At 74.2% G+C, this 14,671-nt stretch carries 13 protein-coding genes and 1 riboswitch; of the genes, 5 read left to right on the top strand and 8 right to left on the bottom strand.

The genetic code is table 11. The features are described from left to right. Nucleotides 1-3: 3 nt before the first annotated feature. From cbiE to M8C13_RS12565, 6 genes are all read right to left on the bottom strand, one after another. Nucleotides 4-1,212 (bottom strand): precorrin-6y C5,15-methyltransferase (decarboxylating) subunit CbiE, encoded by a 1,209-nt coding sequence (gene cbiE / locus M8C13_RS12590; RefSeq protein WP_252480723.1) that lies wholly within the window; start codon nt 1,210-1,212, stop codon nt 4-6. Nucleotides 1,213-1,391: 179 nt separating this feature from the next. Further along, nucleotides 1,392-2,825 carry a cobalt-precorrin-4/precorrin-4 C(11)-methyltransferase gene (locus M8C13_RS12585; protein ID WP_252480722.1) on the bottom strand — a complete coding sequence of 478 codons (1,434 nt, stop codon included), beginning with the start codon at nt 2,823-2,825 and terminating at the stop codon, nt 1,392-1,394. A gap of 297 nt (nt 2,826-3,122) precedes the next feature. Then, the gene (locus M8C13_RS12580) at nt 3,123-4,481 is read right to left on the bottom strand and encodes a cobyrinate a,c-diamide synthase (protein WP_252480721.1); all 1,359 of its coding nucleotides are present in this window, start codon (nt 4,479-4,481) and stop codon (nt 3,123-3,125) included. Further along, on the bottom strand, nt 4,475-5,089 hold the full coding sequence (gene cobO, locus M8C13_RS12575; protein ID WP_252480720.1) for a cob(I)yrinic acid a,c-diamide adenosyltransferase: 615 nt from the start codon (nt 5,087-5,089) through the stop codon (nt 4,475-4,477). Before cobO ends, M8C13_RS12580 begins: the two co-directional genes overlap by 7 nt. A gap of 16 nt (nt 5,090-5,105) precedes the next feature. Further along, a complete protein-coding gene (locus M8C13_RS12570; protein WP_252480719.1) occupies nt 5,106-7,094 on the bottom strand; it encodes a putative cobaltochelatase in 1,989 nt (662 codons plus the stop codon). A gap of 32 nt (nt 7,095-7,126) precedes the next feature. Next, a riboswitch (cobalamin riboswitch) is annotated at nt 7,127-7,276 on the bottom strand. A 34-nt stretch (nt 7,277-7,310) separates the two neighbouring features. Further along, the gene (locus tag M8C13_RS12565) at nt 7,311-8,540 is read right to left on the bottom strand and encodes a cytochrome P450 (RefSeq protein WP_252480718.1); all 1,230 of its coding nucleotides are present in this window, start codon (nt 8,538-8,540) and stop codon (nt 7,311-7,313) included. Between the two features lie 38 nt (nt 8,541-8,578). Here M8C13_RS12565 and M8C13_RS12560 point away from each other — a divergent pair, with 38 nt between their 5' ends. From M8C13_RS12560 to M8C13_RS12550, 3 genes are all read left to right on the top strand, one after another. Then, complete coding sequence (locus tag M8C13_RS12560) at nt 8,579-9,742, top strand: 8-amino-7-oxononanoate synthase (RefSeq protein WP_252480717.1); 1,164 nt, start codon at nt 8,579-8,581, stop codon at nt 9,740-9,742. A 108-nt stretch (nt 9,743-9,850) separates the two neighbouring features. After that, complete coding sequence (locus M8C13_RS12555) at nt 9,851-10,888, top strand: serine hydrolase (protein ID WP_252480716.1); 1,038 nt, start codon at nt 9,851-9,853, stop codon at nt 10,886-10,888. A gap of 141 nt (nt 10,889-11,029) precedes the next feature. Beyond that, complete coding sequence (locus tag M8C13_RS12550) at nt 11,030-12,151, top strand: hypothetical protein (RefSeq protein WP_252480715.1); 1,122 nt, start codon at nt 11,030-11,032, stop codon at nt 12,149-12,151. Here M8C13_RS12550 and M8C13_RS12545 read toward each other — a convergent pair whose 3' ends face one another. Next, nucleotides 12,152-12,589, bottom strand: coding sequence for a GNAT family N-acetyltransferase (locus M8C13_RS12545; protein ID WP_252480714.1), 438 nt, complete (start codon nt 12,587-12,589; stop codon nt 12,152-12,154). Between the two features lie 103 nt (nt 12,590-12,692). Between M8C13_RS12545 and M8C13_RS12540 the strand changes: the two genes are divergently transcribed. Beyond that, nucleotides 12,693-13,379 carry a LysE family translocator gene (locus M8C13_RS12540; RefSeq protein WP_252480713.1) on the top strand — a complete coding sequence of 229 codons (687 nt, stop codon included), beginning with the start codon at nt 12,693-12,695 and terminating at the stop codon, nt 13,377-13,379. A gap of 39 nt (nt 13,380-13,418) precedes the next feature. Then, complete coding sequence (locus tag M8C13_RS12535) at nt 13,419-13,808, top strand: phage holin family protein (protein ID WP_252480712.1); 390 nt, start codon at nt 13,419-13,421, stop codon at nt 13,806-13,808. A gap of 16 nt (nt 13,809-13,824) precedes the next feature. On the opposite strand, the gene M8C13_RS12530 is transcribed toward M8C13_RS12535, so the two are convergent. Continuing rightward, a complete protein-coding gene (locus M8C13_RS12530) occupies nt 13,825-14,628 on the bottom strand; it encodes a trypsin-like serine protease (RefSeq protein ID WP_252480711.1) in 804 nt (267 codons plus the stop codon). Between the last annotated feature and the right edge of the window lie 43 nt (nt 14,629-14,671).

Below are 14,671 nucleotides of genomic sequence, written 5' to 3'. Positions count from 1 at the left end.
ACGCTATCCGGCGTCCTCGCGGCGGCCGAACAGCAGGGTGGTCGGGTTGACCGCGGTGAGGGTGCTGGAGCCGTCGGCCAGGGTGCTGAGGCGGGCGGCGGTGAGCTGGCAGCCGTCGACCTGGTAGCCGCCGGCACGCAGCGCGTTGCGGCAGGAGGCGACCTCGTCCAGGGCGTTGAGGCCGACCACGACGCGTTCCGCGCCGACCGCGGCGCAGGCCTCGACGACCTTGGGGCCGCCGCCGCCGACGTACACCGCGTCCGGGGTGGGCAGGCCGGAGAGCACCGCGGGGGCCTCGCCCTCGACCGTGCGGACGTCCACGCCGTGGTTGACCGCGTTGGCCACGATCCGCATGGTGTGCACCGGGTTGCGCTCGACCGCGATCACCGCGGCGCCCAACCGTCCACATTCGACACCGATCGCGCCGGAGCCCGCGCCGACGTCCCACACCAGCATGCCCGGCCGCGGCGCGAGCCTGGCCAGCGCGACCGCGCGCACCTCGGCGCCGGCGACCATGCCGTCGCGGTGGGCGAAGGCCTCTTCGGGCAGTGCCCAGCCGCCGACCGCGGGCACCGGCTCGCCGCCGAGGTACCAGCCCGGTTCCGGCACCAGACCCGGATCGGTCAGGCACAGCACCAGGTTCGGGTCCTTCCAGCGGCGCTTCGCGGCCTTGGCCGGGGAGATCGAGGTGACCTTCTCATCGGGGCCGCCGAGGTCCTCGGCCACGATCAGGGTGCGCCGCCAGCCCAGCAGACCGGCGGCGATCTCGGCGGGACCGGCCACCCCCTCGGTGAACACCGCGACCGCGGGGCGGGCGCGGCAGACGTTGAGCGCCTTGCGCAGTTCGCGGCCGAGCGCGTTGACCACCGTGACGTCGTCGCTGGGACGGCCGACGCGGGCGAGCAGGCGTTGCACGGTGGACAGCGCGGGCACCACCTGGGCGCGGATGTTGTGCGCCCGGATCTCCCGCAGGACGCCGAAGAAACCAGGGTCGCCGTGGTCGAGCACCACGGCGGGACCGTCCTCGTCGGTGAGCGCGCCGAGTGCGGCGAGCGCGGGCCCGGCCGGACCGAGCTCGATCCGGCGCGCCCCCTCGGGCGCGTGGAGTTCCAGCAACCGGCGCTTGCCGATGACCAAACGCGCGTCGGCAAGGGCTTTCTGCGCGTCGGGGACCAGGGGACCGCCGTCGACGCCGACCACCGTGACCGTCATGTCGCCACCCACTCCGCCTCGGTTACGGCCACCACCGGCCGCCCTGAAGTCGATCATGGCAACGCCGCGCCGGATCCGCTGGCTCGGCTCGCCGATGAACCGTTGAAGTACCCGAGTGGCGGCAGGCCGGCGGCGGTGACGCCGCGCGTCCCGCTAAGTCGTCGTCGGCCGTCATCGGGTCAGCTGTTCCGCGGAGTCCGTTTGGTCCGCCGGGTGGCGGTGGACTTCGCCTTGCTCTTGCCCGCGGTGGACTTGGCCGCCGCGGGCGCTTTCACCGCGGGCTTGGCCGGGGTGGCCGCCTGCGGTTCGCTGTGGGGCGCCTCGACGGAGACGGCGACCTTGACGGTCTCGACTCGTGGGGCCGGGGCGGGGGAAGTGGGCTGGGGGCTCGCGTCCGAGGCGCTGGCGGGCCGGGCGCTCGCGGACTGCGGGCTCGAGGACTGGGCGCTAGTTGGCCGGGTGCTCGCGGACTCGGCGCTGGCGGGCCGGGTTCCGGCAAGTTGGCCATCGTTGGACTGAGCGCCGACGGGCCGTGGGCCGGTGTCAGCCGCGTGCGTGGCCGGAAGTTCTTGGGCCGCAGGGGTTTGCGTGCCGGCGTCGGCCTGGGGAGCGCGCTTCCGCTCGTGCAGCGCCAGGGTCACCTGGCCGGAGCGGGTGGCGGCCGCGGCGGCGGCGCGCTTGGAGGCGCCGGTGCGGTAGCGAGCGCCTGCGCGGGAGGAGCGGGTGGACTCGAGCTGGTCGCGGCCGGACCAGCGGGTGCTGGGGGTGGCGGCCGGGGCCTCGGCCTCGACGACCTGGTCCGGGGGCTGGGCGGCGGCGAGGCGTTCGGCTCGGCGGGCGGTGAAGTCGCCGCGGCGGTAGCTCGTGGGGCGGGTGCCGGGCTGGTAGAGCCGGGCGCGCTGGCTGCCGGGGCGCAGGACCTGGCCGATGAGGAACAGGGTCTGGCGCCAGAGCTTGTGGTCCTTGACCGTGCCGGCCAGATCGCCGAGGGTGGTCTGCACCAGGAGCTCGTCGGGCCAGCTGGTCTTGTAGGCCACCACGACCGGGGTGTCCTCGGCGTAGCCGCCCGCGCGCAGTTCCTCGACCAGCTGCTCGGTGCGGGCCGCGGACAGGGCGACGGCCATGGTGCCGCCGTGGGCGGCCAGCTCGCGCAGCTTGGCGCCGTCGGGCAGGGCGCCGGTGTCGCCCTCGGGCCTGGTCAGCACCACGGGGGCGGAGTCGGCGAGTGGGCTCAGCTCACGCCCGGCGCCGGCTGCCGCGGCGGCGAGGGCGGAGACGCCGGGGATGATCTCGACTTCCAGGCCGATCTTCTGCGCGGCGTCGTACTGGTCCTGCACCGCGCCCCACAGGGCGGCGTCGCCGGAGTGCAGGCGGACCACCGACTGCTTCTTCACCGCGGCCCTGCGGTAGACCTCGAGGACCTGTTCGTGGTTCACCCGGGAGCAGTCGACCAGCTCGGCGTCCGGGCCGGCGTGTTCGCGCACGCAGTCGGCGTCGACCACGGCGGGCGACCACACCACGATGTCCGCCTCGGCGATCCGTCGCGCGCCCCGCAACGTGATCAGGTCGGCGGCACCGGGCCCCGCGCCGATGAACGAGATCCGACCACTCACAACTGTTCCCCTCTCCCGCGGCAGGCGGAAGGACTTCTCTGTCCACTTCGGACTTGGCGCCGGGGTCGCGAGTCGGTGTGCACCGAGCCCCCGGCGAGTAGGCGACGACGTTACCGCCTGCGATCCCGGCCACTCGCAGCCCGGTCCCCGCTAAGTCAAGATCGCCACTTCAGGTAGCCGCCGCTGCGCCGATTTGCCGGAGCTGTGGTTGTCCACCTAGGACAGTCGTGACTGTGTGTGTCGGGCAATCGATGGCTTTGGCTTAATGCGGGCCGGTCTAGACCCTCGATCCGGCGTTCAGGGTTCACGGGTGGCGAACTCTGCGCAGTGCCTGACAAAGCGGGCGATCGCGGCCGGGTCCTCGGCGGGGTGGGTGTGCAGGTAGGAGGCGTGCACGCCGCCGAGCACGTAGCCCTCGGCGCGCGGGTGGCCGTCCTGCCGCCAGGCCCAGGCCGCCGTGTCGCTCGCGGCCGGGACGAGTTCGGTGCGGTGGAACTCGTGTGCGGTGCGGCGCGTTCCGGCCTGCTGCAGCACGGAGTCGGTGATCGCGACCGCGTCCCGGTAGCCCAGGGTGAGCTTGGGGGTCATCCGGGCGTCGGCGGGCAGCACGCCGCACATGGGGCGGCCGTCGAGCTCGCGGGCCAGGTAGAGCAGGCCGCCGCATTCGGCGTGCACGGGCGCGCCCGCGGTGGCCAGCGCGGCGACCGCGGCGCGCAGCGGGGCGTTGGCGGAGAGCTCCTCGGCGTGCTGTTCCGGGAAGCCGCCGGGCAGCACGAGTCCGGCGGTGCCCTCGGGCAGGGACTCGGCGCGCAGTGGATCGAACACCGCGACCTCCGCGCCCGCGGCGGTGAGCAGCTCGGCGTGCTCGGCGTAGCCGAAGGTGAACGCGGCGCCGCCGGCGATGGAGATGACCGGTCGTCTCGGGTCCGGGTCGAGGCCCGGGTCCCAGGTCGCGGGCGGCAGGGGCGGGGCGGAGCGGGCCAGGCGCAGGACCGCGTCCAGGTCGACCGCGCCGGCGACCTTGTCCGCGAGGGCGTCCACCACCTCGGTGGCGGCGCGGCCGTGTTCGGCGGCGGTGACCAGGCCGAGGTGCCGGGAGGGCAGCTCGAAGGCCGGGTCGCGGGGCAGGCTGCCGAGCACGTCCAGGCCGACCTCGGCGCAGGCCTCGCTGAGCACCTGGGTGTGCCGTTCGGAGCCGACCTTGTTGAGCAGCACCCCGGCGATCCGCACAGCCGGGTCGTAGCTGCGGAACCCGTGCAGCAGCGCGGCCAGGCTGCGGCTTTGCCCGCGCGCGTCGACCACGAGCACGACCGGCGCGTCCAGCAGGGTGGCCACGTGCGCGGTGGAGCCGTGGCCCGGGGTGCCCAGGCGGCCGTCGAACAGGCCCATCACGCCCTCGATGACGGCCAGGTCGGCCTCCCGCGCGCCGTGGGCGAACAGCGGGCGGACGCGGTCCTCGCCGCAGAGCACCGGGTCCAGGTTGCGGCCGGGACGACCGGTGGCCAGCGCGTGGTAGCCGGGGTCGATGTAGTCGGGGCCGACCTTGCCCGGCGCGACCCGCAGTCCGCGCCTGCGCAGCGCGGCCATCAGGCCGGTGGCCACCGTGGTCTTGCCGGCGCCGGAGCCGGGGGCGGCGATGACCAGCCGGGCTACCACTCGATCCCCCGCTGTCCCTTCTGCCCGGCGTCCATCGGGTGCTTGACCTTGGTCATCTCCACCACCAGGTCGGCGGCCTCCAGCAGCGCGGGCGGCGCGTACCGGCCGGTGATGATCACGTGCTGGTGCCCGGGGCGATCGCTCAGGGCGGCCACGACCTCCTCGACGTCGACCCAGCCCCAGTGCATGGGATAGGTGAACTCGTCCAGCACGTACATGCCGTGCCGGGCCTCGGCGAGGCGGCGGGCGATCTCCTGCCAGCCTTCGCGGGCGGCCTCGGCGTGGTCGGTCTCGGTGCCCTTCTTGCGGGTCCAGGACCAGCCCTCGCCCATCTTGTGCCACTCGACCGCGCCGCCCTCGCCGGTCTGCTCGTGCAGGCGGCCGAGCGCGCGGAAGGCCTCTTCCTCGCCGACCTTCCACTTGGCTGACTTGACGAACTGGAACACGCCGATGGACCAGCCCTGGTTCCAGCCGCGCAGCGCCATGCCGAACGCGGCGGTGGACTTGCCCTTCATCTCGCCGGTGTGCACCACCAGCAGCGGCCGGTTGCGGCGTTGCCGGGTGGTCAGGCCGTCGGCGGGCACACTGGTCGGCTGTCCTTGGGGCATCGGGTTTCCTCCCGGCTCAGGCCGCGCGGGCGGCGCGCACGACGCCTGCCATGCGGTCGGCGGACAACTCGTCGAGGCTCAGGCAGGTCGCGCCCAGGGCGAGCGCGAGCCGGGCGGCCAGGCCGAGGCGGACCATGCCGTGCTCGCAGTCCACCACGATCGCGGCGACGCCGTCGGCGGCCAGCAGCGCGGCGGCGCGCAGGGCGTCGCGGACCGGGTCGCCGTGCACGCCGACGGTGGCGCGGCCGTCGGTGACCACGACCAGCAGCGGACGGCGGCGCGGGTCGCGCAGGCGTTCGGCGGCCAGGGTCTTGCGGGCGCGCAGCAGGCCCTCGGCCAGCGGGGTGCGGCCGCCGGTGCGCAGCCGCTTGAGCCGGGCGGCGGCCGCGTCCACCGAGGAGGTCGGCGGCAGGGTCAGCTCGGCGCCACCGCCGCGGAAGGTGACCAGACCGACCTTGTCCCTGCGCTGGTAGGCGTCCCGGAGCAGGGACAGCACCGCGCCGCTGACCGCGGACATCCGCTTGCGGGCGGCCATCGAGCCGGAGGCGTCCACCGCGAAGAGCACCAGGTTGCCCTCCTTGCCCTCGCGGACCGCGCGGCGCACGTCCTCACCGCGCAGCAGCAGGCCGGGTCCGGTGCGGCCGCGACCGGCCTGGTGCGGGGCGGCCGCGGCGACGGTGGCGGACAGGTGCAGGCCGTGGCCGTCCACTGTGGACGGACGGACCACCCGGCCGAACTCCGAGCGGGACCGGGACCGGCGGCCGGGCGCGCCCTCGCCGAGGCCGGGGACCTGGAGCAGGCGGGCGCGGAAGGCGGGTGCCGGGGCGGCCGGGGCCTGTTCGCCGCCGCCCGAGGGCTGGTCGCCGGAAGGGCTGGACTGGTTGTCAGTAGCGGCCTGCTGGCCGTCGGCGGGCGGAGTGGCGTCCTCGCCGTGGTCCTGGCCGCCGCCGGGGCCGTTGGGGTCGTCATCGGGGTCCGGCGGCGGCGGTTCGGCTTCCTCGGCCGCGGCGGCGAGGGCCTGCTGGAGCTGCTCCTCCTCCAGGCCGGGCTCGTCGAAGGGGTCGCGGCGCTTGCGGTGCGGCAGGGCGAGGCGGGCGGCGACCTCGATGTCGCTCGCGTCGACCTCGGCCGCGCCGCGCCAGGCGGCATGCGCGAGCGCGGTGCGGGCCACCACCAGGTCCGCGCGCATGCCGTCGACCTCGAACGCGGCGCACAGCGCGGCGATCCGGCGCAGCTCCACATCGGGCAGCACGACCGCTGACAAAGCGGCGCGGGCGGTGGCGATGCGGGCGGCCAGGTCGCGGTCGTCGGGGGCGAACCGGGCGGCGAACCCTGCCGGGTCGGCCTCGTAGGCCAGTCGGCGGCGGACCACCTCGGTGCGAGTGTCGGTGTCCCGGGCGGCGAGCACGGTGACGGTGAGGCCGAAGCGGTCCAGCAGCTGCGGCCGCAGCTCGCCCTCCTCCGGGTTCATCGTGCCCACCAGCAGGAAGCTGGCCGCGTGCGAGATGGACACGCCTTCGCGTTCGACGTGCGCGCGGCCCATGGCGGCGGCGTCCAGCAGCAGGTCGACCAGGTGGTCGTGCAGCAGGTTGACCTCGTCCACGTAGAGCACGCCGCGGTGCGCGGCCGCGAGCAGGCCCGGCTGATAGGCGCGGACACCCTCGGTGAGCGCGCGTTCCAGGTCCAGCGAGCCGACCAGGCGGTCCTCGGTGGCGCCAACCGGCAGCTCGACCAGCCGGGCCGGGCGGGTGGTGGCCGCGCCGTCGTGCGGGGCGTCCGGGCAGTTCGGGTCGGGGCGGGCCGGGTCGCAGGCGAAGCGGCAGTGCTCGACCACCTCGGCCGGTGGCAGCAGGGCGGCCAGGCCGCGCACGATGGTCGACTTCGCGGTGCCCTTCTCCCCGCGCACCAGCACCCCGCCGATACCGGGGTGGACGGCGTTGAGCAGCAGGGCGAGCCGGAGGTCGGGGTGTCCGACCACAGCGGAGAACGGGTAGCCGACGGTCATGCGCGAGGTCCTTCCTCGGGTGTCCACGCCCGGGTCGGGAGGCCGAGGGGGACGAGTCTCCTGACTCCCGGAACCGTTCCTGACGAAACCGTTCCGGTCACAGTGGCGGGACCGTCCCGGACTCGCACCGGGTTCCTCGCTCACCCCTCGCTGACAAAGCAGTTCGCATCGTCGCACACGATCGGGCGGCTCAGGCCGTCTCGCTGATCACGCTTGTCATCGGCTGGCCAGCACGCGCAGCGGGGCGCGGAAGGAGAGCAGGCCGAGCATCGGCGGTTCCGGCTCCAGCAGACGCAGCCGCGGCAGCCGCCGGGCCACCTCGGTGAGCACCACGGCGGCCTCCGTCCTGGCCAGTCCGGCGCCGAGGCAGAAGTGGCGGCCGTGGCCGAAGGCCAGGTGGCGGCGCGGGTCGGGGCGGGCCGGGCAGAAGGACTCGGGGTCGGTGAAGACCTCCGGGTCCGAGCCCGCGCCGGCGAGCAGGAGCAGCAGGTGCGCGCCCTGTGGCACCCGCACCCCGGACAGGGTGGCCGGGCGGGCGGCGACGCGGCGCCAGGTGTTCACCGGCGGTTCGCGGCGCAGCACCTCCTCCACACAGGCCGCGGCCAGCTCCTGGTCACCGGCGGCCAGGCGCGACCACAGGTCGGTGCGCGGGATGAGCCGGTGCAGCAGGGTGCTGAGCAGCTGGCTGGTGGTCTCCTGACCGGCGATGAGCAGGAAGTAGCAGACGCCGACCGCCTCGGCCACGCGCAGCGGCCGGTCGCCGGGCGCGCGGTGCGCGGCGAGCTGGCCGAACAGGTCGGGGCTGCCGGGGGTGGCGGCGCGGATGCGGGCGGCCAGCCACTGGTGGAACTCCCCCGCCGCCTCCGCGAGGGCCTGGTGGCGGCCGGGGCCGGGGCGGCCCCAGAACAGTTCCAGCGAGGCCGCGCTCCACGCCTTGAGCACCGGCAGGTCGACTCCGGTGATGCCGAGCAGCTCCAGCAGCACCCGGCAGGGCAGCTCCGCGGCCAGCCCGGCGACCAGGTCGAACTCGCCGGTGGCCGGCAGGCGGTCCAGGTACTCGTCAGCGAGGGCGCGGATGCGGGGTTCGGCGGCGCGCACCTTGGCCGGGGTGAAGTAGCCGGCGACCAGGCGACGCAGGCCGGTGTGGCTGTCGGTGCCGTTGTTGGCCAGCGTGGGCGGCAGCGAGAACCGGGCCCTGGCCAGCACGCGCAGCTGCGGCGGCGGGACCGGGGTGATCGCGGTGAGCGCGTTGTCCGGCACGAACCCGGCGGGGTCGGCCAGCACGGCGCGGATGTCGGCGTGCCTGCTGACCAACCACAGCCCGGTGTGCCGGTCGTGGTGCACGGGGGCGCGCTCGCGCAGCTCGGCCAGGTGCGGCCAGGGGTCGCTGACAAAACCCGGACCGAAGAGGTCCAGGTCGTCGAGGGAACGCCGCGCTGCCCGCACGGGCAGAACGGTAGCCCGGCTGATGCGACACTCCGGGCGTGACCTCGACCACCAACGACGTCTTCGGCTGGCTGGACACCCGCTCGCGGGCCCGTGCCAAGGCCGGGCTGACCCGCTCGCTGCGGCCGCGCGCCGCCGGGTCCGCGGACCTGCTGGACCTGGCCTCCAACGACTACCTCGGCCTCACCCGGGACCCCCGGATCACCGAGGCCGCCGCGGCCGCCGCCCGCCGCTGGGGCGCGGGCGCCACGGGATCGCGGCTGGTCACGGGCTCGACCGAGCTGCACGCGGAGCTGGAGCACGAGCTGGCCGAGCACTGCGGGGCGGAGGCCGCGCTGGTCTTCTCCTCCGGTTTCCTGGCCAACCTCGGCGCGCTCACCGCGTTGTCCGGGCCGGGCACGGTGCTGGTCGCGGACGCGCACAACCACGCCTCGCTGATCGACGGCTGCCGGTTGTCCCGCGCCGAGACGGCCGAGGCCGGGCACCGCGATCCGGCCAGGGTGGCCCGGTTGCTGGCCGAGCGGGTGAAGAAGCGCGCCCTGGTGGTGACCGACTCGGTGTTCTCCGTCGACGGCGACCTGGCGCCGCTGGCCGAGCTGGCCGCGGCCTGCCGGGCGCACGGCGCGGCGCTGGTGGTCGACGACGCGCACGGGCTGGGCGTGCTGGGCGAGGGCGGGCGCGGCGGGGTGCACGCGGCCGGGCTGGCCGGGGCGCCGGACGTGGTGGTCACCACCACGCTGTCCAAGTCGCTGGGCAGCCAGGGCGGGGCGGTGCTCGGGCCGCGGCGGGTGATCGCGCACCTGGTGGACACCGCGCGCGGGTTCATCTTCGACACCGGCCTGGCCCCGGCCTGCGCGGGTGGCGCGCTGGCCGCGCTGCGGGTGCTGCGCGGCGAGCCGGAGCTGGCCGGGCGGTCCCGGGCGGTGGCGCGGGAGCTGGCGGAGCGGCTGGGCGCGGCCGGGCTGGCGGTCAGCTCGCCGAGCGCGGCGGTGGTGTCGGTGCGCGCGCCCTCGCCGGTGGAGGCGGTGGCGTGGGCCGGGCGGTGCCGGGCGGAGGGCGTGCAGGTCGGCTGTTTCCGGCCGCCGTCGGTGCCGGATCAGGTGTCGCGGCTGCGGCTGACCGCGCGGGCGGACCTGTCGGCGGCGGAGCTGGACCGCGCGGTCGCGGTGATCACGCGCACCGCCCCGCGACCGGGCGACTGACGCGAACAGCGGTGTCGGCTACTCCATCCGTGCCCGATGGAAGGACAGTCAGGACAAGGGATTCGACATCTCCTTGATCCTCACTCGAATGGCCCTAGGCTGCCGCGCATGACCATCAACCGGAGGCGCGCGCTCGGTCTGGGGACCGTGGCGGCGGCGGGCGCCGTACTGGGCAGCACACCGCTGGCGTCGGCGCAGACCGACCCCATCGACGACGAGAGCGTCATTCCTGCCTCCGCGGCGCAGGCCCGGCGGCGGATCGAGCGCGTGTACCGGCGGGAGGCGCACCGCGCGGGTGGCACCTGGTCCTCCTTCATCAGCGTGACCGACCCGGACGGCACCCCGGTCGCCGCGGTGGAGGACGAGGCGGACCGGGTGGTGGAGGCCTACTCGGTCAACAAGATCGCGGTGGCCGCCGCGGTGCTGGACAAGATCGACCGCGGGCTGCTCACCCTGGACCAGCGGGTGGACGTCACCGCGGCCATCGTCAGCAAGGACGGCGACGGCATCTTCGGCTTCGACGGCGCCTACCCGAGCTCGGTGACGCTGGGTCACGCGATGGCGAACCTGCTGACCGTCTCGGACAACACCGCGGTCCGCCTGTGCGGCCTGGTCTGCCCGGCCGCGGAGCTGAACGAGATCCTGCGCGCCAAGGGCTTCACGCACACCCAGGTGAAGCCGGTGGCGAACCCGAACCGGTTCTTCCTGGGCACCACCACCCCGCGCGAGACGCACACGCTGCTGCGCAAGCTGGTCGACGGCACGCTGGTCTCGGCCGCCTCCACCCAGTACGTGCTGACGCTGCTGCGCTCGATGGCCGCGTTCACCGACGGGATCCGGCTGGAGCTGAACTCGGCCGAGCGCGCCAGGGTGGCGACCAAGGCCGGGTGGTTCAACGACGGCCGCAACGAGGCCGGCATCGTCTTCGACGCCGAGGGCAAGCCGATGGTCACCTACTCGCTGTTCGCCTCCGGGGAGTTCCGCGGGGACGCGGCGGCGAACCTGAACGACTACAGCACCACCCACCCGGCGCTGCGGGCCAGGGTGAAGCTCGGCCGCAGCATGGTCGACGCGGTCTCCCGGATCACCTGCGCGGCCGCGCGCACCCACCGCCAGCCCGTCTACCAGCCCAGTAACGGCGGCTGACCAGCGGTGACCAGACGGGATCTCAGAGACCGACCCGGAATCGGCCCCTGAGGTCCGGGCGGATGGTGCTCCCTCGGGCGGGGGAGCACCATCACGCCGCGGCGGGAATCCAGGCCGCGACCGGGCCGCGAGGCTCGGGGCATGACAAGGACAACACGCGGTTTACTGGTGGCCGGGCTGACCACGGCGGCGGTGCTCGCCGGTGTGACCCCGGCTTTCGCGGCCGAGGCGCCGATCCGGATCAGCGGGTCGGCGGGCGGCACGCTCGGACCCGAGTTCGGCTCGATGGCCGGTGATCCGGTGCGGTTCGAGATCGAGGCCAGTGCCACCGATCCGATGCAGCCGACCGGTCACTTCAAGGTCACCCACCACAAGCCGGACGGCGCGCTGCTGGCCCGGTTCTCCGGCGAGGTCACCGGCGCGCACGCGGTCGGGCAGGTCGGGGTGGTCAACGGGAAGATCACCTGGGCCGAGCATCCCGGGGCGCCGCAGGTGGAGTTCGTGGGCAAGCCGATCTCGCTGACGGTGCAGGACGAAGGCGCGCGCGGGGACCGGATCGGGTGGGTGTGGGGGTTCTTCGGGCAGCCGGTGAGCCGGTTGCAGGGGACGGCGCCGGTGTTGCGGCTGCGGGACGGGGACTTCTCGGTGCGCGGGCCGGTGCCGGGGGTGGACGGCGCTGACAAGACCTCGGGTGGCGGGGGTGGCGGGCGCGCTGACAAAGCCTTCGGTGACGGGCTCGCTGGCCAGGCTTCGGGTGGCGGGGCCACTGACAAGACTTCCGGTGGTGGGCGCGCTAACAAGACTGTGGCCGGGGGCGGGCTCGCGGCTGCGGGCGGTGGCGACCGGGGGCACGTGCTCGCCGGGACGGTGCGCGGGACCAGCAAGGACCCGGTGTTCCTCAACGACCCGCTGATGTTCTCCGTGCGCGCGGCGGTCGCGCCCGGCAGCACTCCGGACTCGGCCACCGGGCGGTTCCACGTCACCCACCACAAGCCGGACGGCGCGCTGGTCGCCGACTTCAGCGGTGACATCACCTGCCTGGTGGTCGGCGGGCGGGTCGGCATGGCCACCGGGGTGGTGCGGGCCAGCGCCGATCCCGCGCACGTCGGGCTCAGGGTGTCCTTCTCCGTCTACGACGGCGCGCGCGGGGACCGCATCGGGTGGCTGTGGGGGCTGCCGGGGTCGGAGCCGGTGCACGACTGCCAGGGGTTCTCGCCGTTCTTCACCCCGTCCGCCGGCGGGTTCCTTGCCCGGGGCCTGTAGCTAGGGGCGGCTCATCGGGACGTGGGCGACGCCGCCGTCCAGGAACTCCGGGCCGGTGACCTGGTAGCCGAAAGCGCTGTAGAACCTGGTCACCGTGGTCTGGGCGTCCAGCACGGACGGGGCGTCGCCGATGTCGTCGAGCGCGGCGCGCATGAGCTCGCGGGACAGGCCCTTGCCCCGGGCGTCCGCCCTGGTGACCACCCGGCCGACGCGGATGGTCCGGCCGTCCGGTTCCACCAGCAGGCGCAGGTAGGACAGGGGTTCGCCGTCGGTGTCGGCGAACCAGAGGTGGCGGGTGGACGGGTCCAGGTCGCGGCCGTCCAGGTCCGGGTAGGGGCTTTCCTGTTCGACCACGAAGACGTCCACGCGCAGGCGCAGCAGGGCGTAGAGGGTGGTGACGTCCAGCTGGTCGCCGGTGGCTCGGTGCGGGGTGCTCACCCCGCCGTTCCTACCAGGTGAGGGAACACACGTAGTTTCCGCGTCAAAGACCGCAAGTCTTCCTGTTAAGGTTCCATCAAGGCGAAAGATTGCCTGTTTGATCATGGATCGACCCTCGGTTGTCCTGCTCACCACGATGGGAGGCGACATGTCCCTGGACCTGACCCAACTGCCCGCGTTCCTGATCGCCTGTGCCGTCGTGGTGCTGACGCCGGGGGTGGACGCGTTCCTGCTGCTGCGCACCTCGCTGCGCCAGGGCACCCGGGCCGGGCTGCTGGCCCTGGCCGGCATCCACTCGGCGGCGCTGGTGCACGTGGCGCTGGTGGTCTCCGGGCTCGGCCTGCTGATCAGCCACTCGCCGGGCGTGCTCACCGCGCTGCGCTGGCTGGGCGCGGCCTACCTCGGCTTCCTCGCCTACTCGATCATCCGCGGCCTGTGGCGGGCGCGCGGCGAGCTGCGCACCGCGACCGCCGGGGAGCGGGAGGACGAGCGGCCGGGCAACGGGCCGTTCCTGCGCGGGTTCCTGTGCAACATCACCAACCCGAAGATGCTGCTGTTCTGCCTGGCGTTCCTGCCGCAGTTCCTCGGCGCGGCCGGCAACCCCGTGCTCCAGCTGGGCGTTCTCGCCGCGGTGTTCCTGGTGCTGGCCTTCGCCTGGGAGCTGGCGATCGTGCTGGCCGCCAGCAGGCTGCAGGAACGGCTGGCGCGTCCGGCGGTGCTGAACGGGCTGGACGCCTTCTGCGCGGTAGCCTTCCTGACCATGTCGGTCGGGCTCGTACTCGGCAGCTGAGCCGCACGGCCCGCCGCCGTCCGACTCAGGGAGCCGCCCGTGTTCTTCGTTCTCCAGGTAGTGATCACCGCCGTGGCGCTGTGGGTGTCCACCGCGTTGCCCGGCATCGACATCGGGCCCGGCCCGGTCTCGGTCGGCGCGAAGATCGGCACGCTGCTGCTGGTCGGCCTGGTCTTCGGTCTGGTCAACGCGATCATCAAGCCGGTGGTCAAGCTGGTCGGCTGCGTCTTCTACCTGCTCACCCTCGGCCTGATCGGCCTGGTGGTCAACGGCCTGCTGTTCTGGCTGACCGGCTGGGCCGCGGGCAAGCTGGGCCTGCCGTTCGAGGTGACCGGGTTCTGGCCCGCGTTCTTCGGCGCGATCATCGTCGCGGTGGTCAGCTGGGCGCTGAACGCGGTTCTCCAGGCACGTGAGGCCGTCGAGGACTGAGCACTGACAGCCGCTGCTAGGACCTGAGCACCAGGTCCAGCAGCGGCTGGTACGTGCTGACCCGCACGTACACGCCGGGCTGGAACGGGCGCGCGCAGCCGATGCCCCAGGAGGTCACGCCGACCAGCTTGCCGCCGGCCACCAGCGGGCCGCCCGAGTCGCCCTGACAAGTGTCCACGCCGCCGTTGGCGTAGCCGGCGCAGATCATCGAGCCTGCCTCGAATCCAGCCAGCACGGACTGGCAGAGCGGGTCGCTGACCACTGGCAGCGCGGCCTTGAGCAGGTAGCGGGACGGGAAGCCGCCCTCGGCGGTGCGGCCCCAGCCCAGCGCGGTGGTGTAGGAGCCCGGGCCGTAGAGCAGGGCGTCGGCCGGGGTGGCCAGTGGCAGGGTGGGCAGCGCCAGCGGCAGGGCCAGGCGCAGCACCGCGACGTCGTCACCCGCCCGCACGTCGGTGTAGAACGGGTGGATCCAGATCCCGGTGAGCGCGCGGACCTCGCCGCCCAGCGCCAGGAGATCCTCCCGGCCCGCGATGACCAGCAGGTCCTTGGGCTGGCGGCCGACCGCGCAGTGCGCGGCGGTGAGCACCATGGTCGGCGTGACCAGGGTGCCACCGCAGATGACCGGGCCCTCGGCCTTGGCGATCGCGACCGTCCAAGGGAACTCGAAGATCGAGGCCCTGGTGCCGCCGACCACCTGGGTGTCCGGCGGCGGAATGGGGTCCGCGAGCGCGGGTGCGGGCGCGGCGCACAGGAGCAGGACTCCCACGATCGCCGCGCGGATGCCGGACCAACCGAGCCGTGCACGCGTGCCAGACCTCATCGTCCGCTCCCGTCTGCTCGCCTCCCCTCCCCCAGGACAGCCC

This window comes from Crossiella sp. SN42 (assembly GCF_023897065.1).
Lineage (GTDB): Bacteria > Actinomycetota > Actinomycetes > Mycobacteriales > Pseudonocardiaceae > Crossiella.
This window is presented reverse-complemented; position numbering and strand designations above follow the sequence as displayed.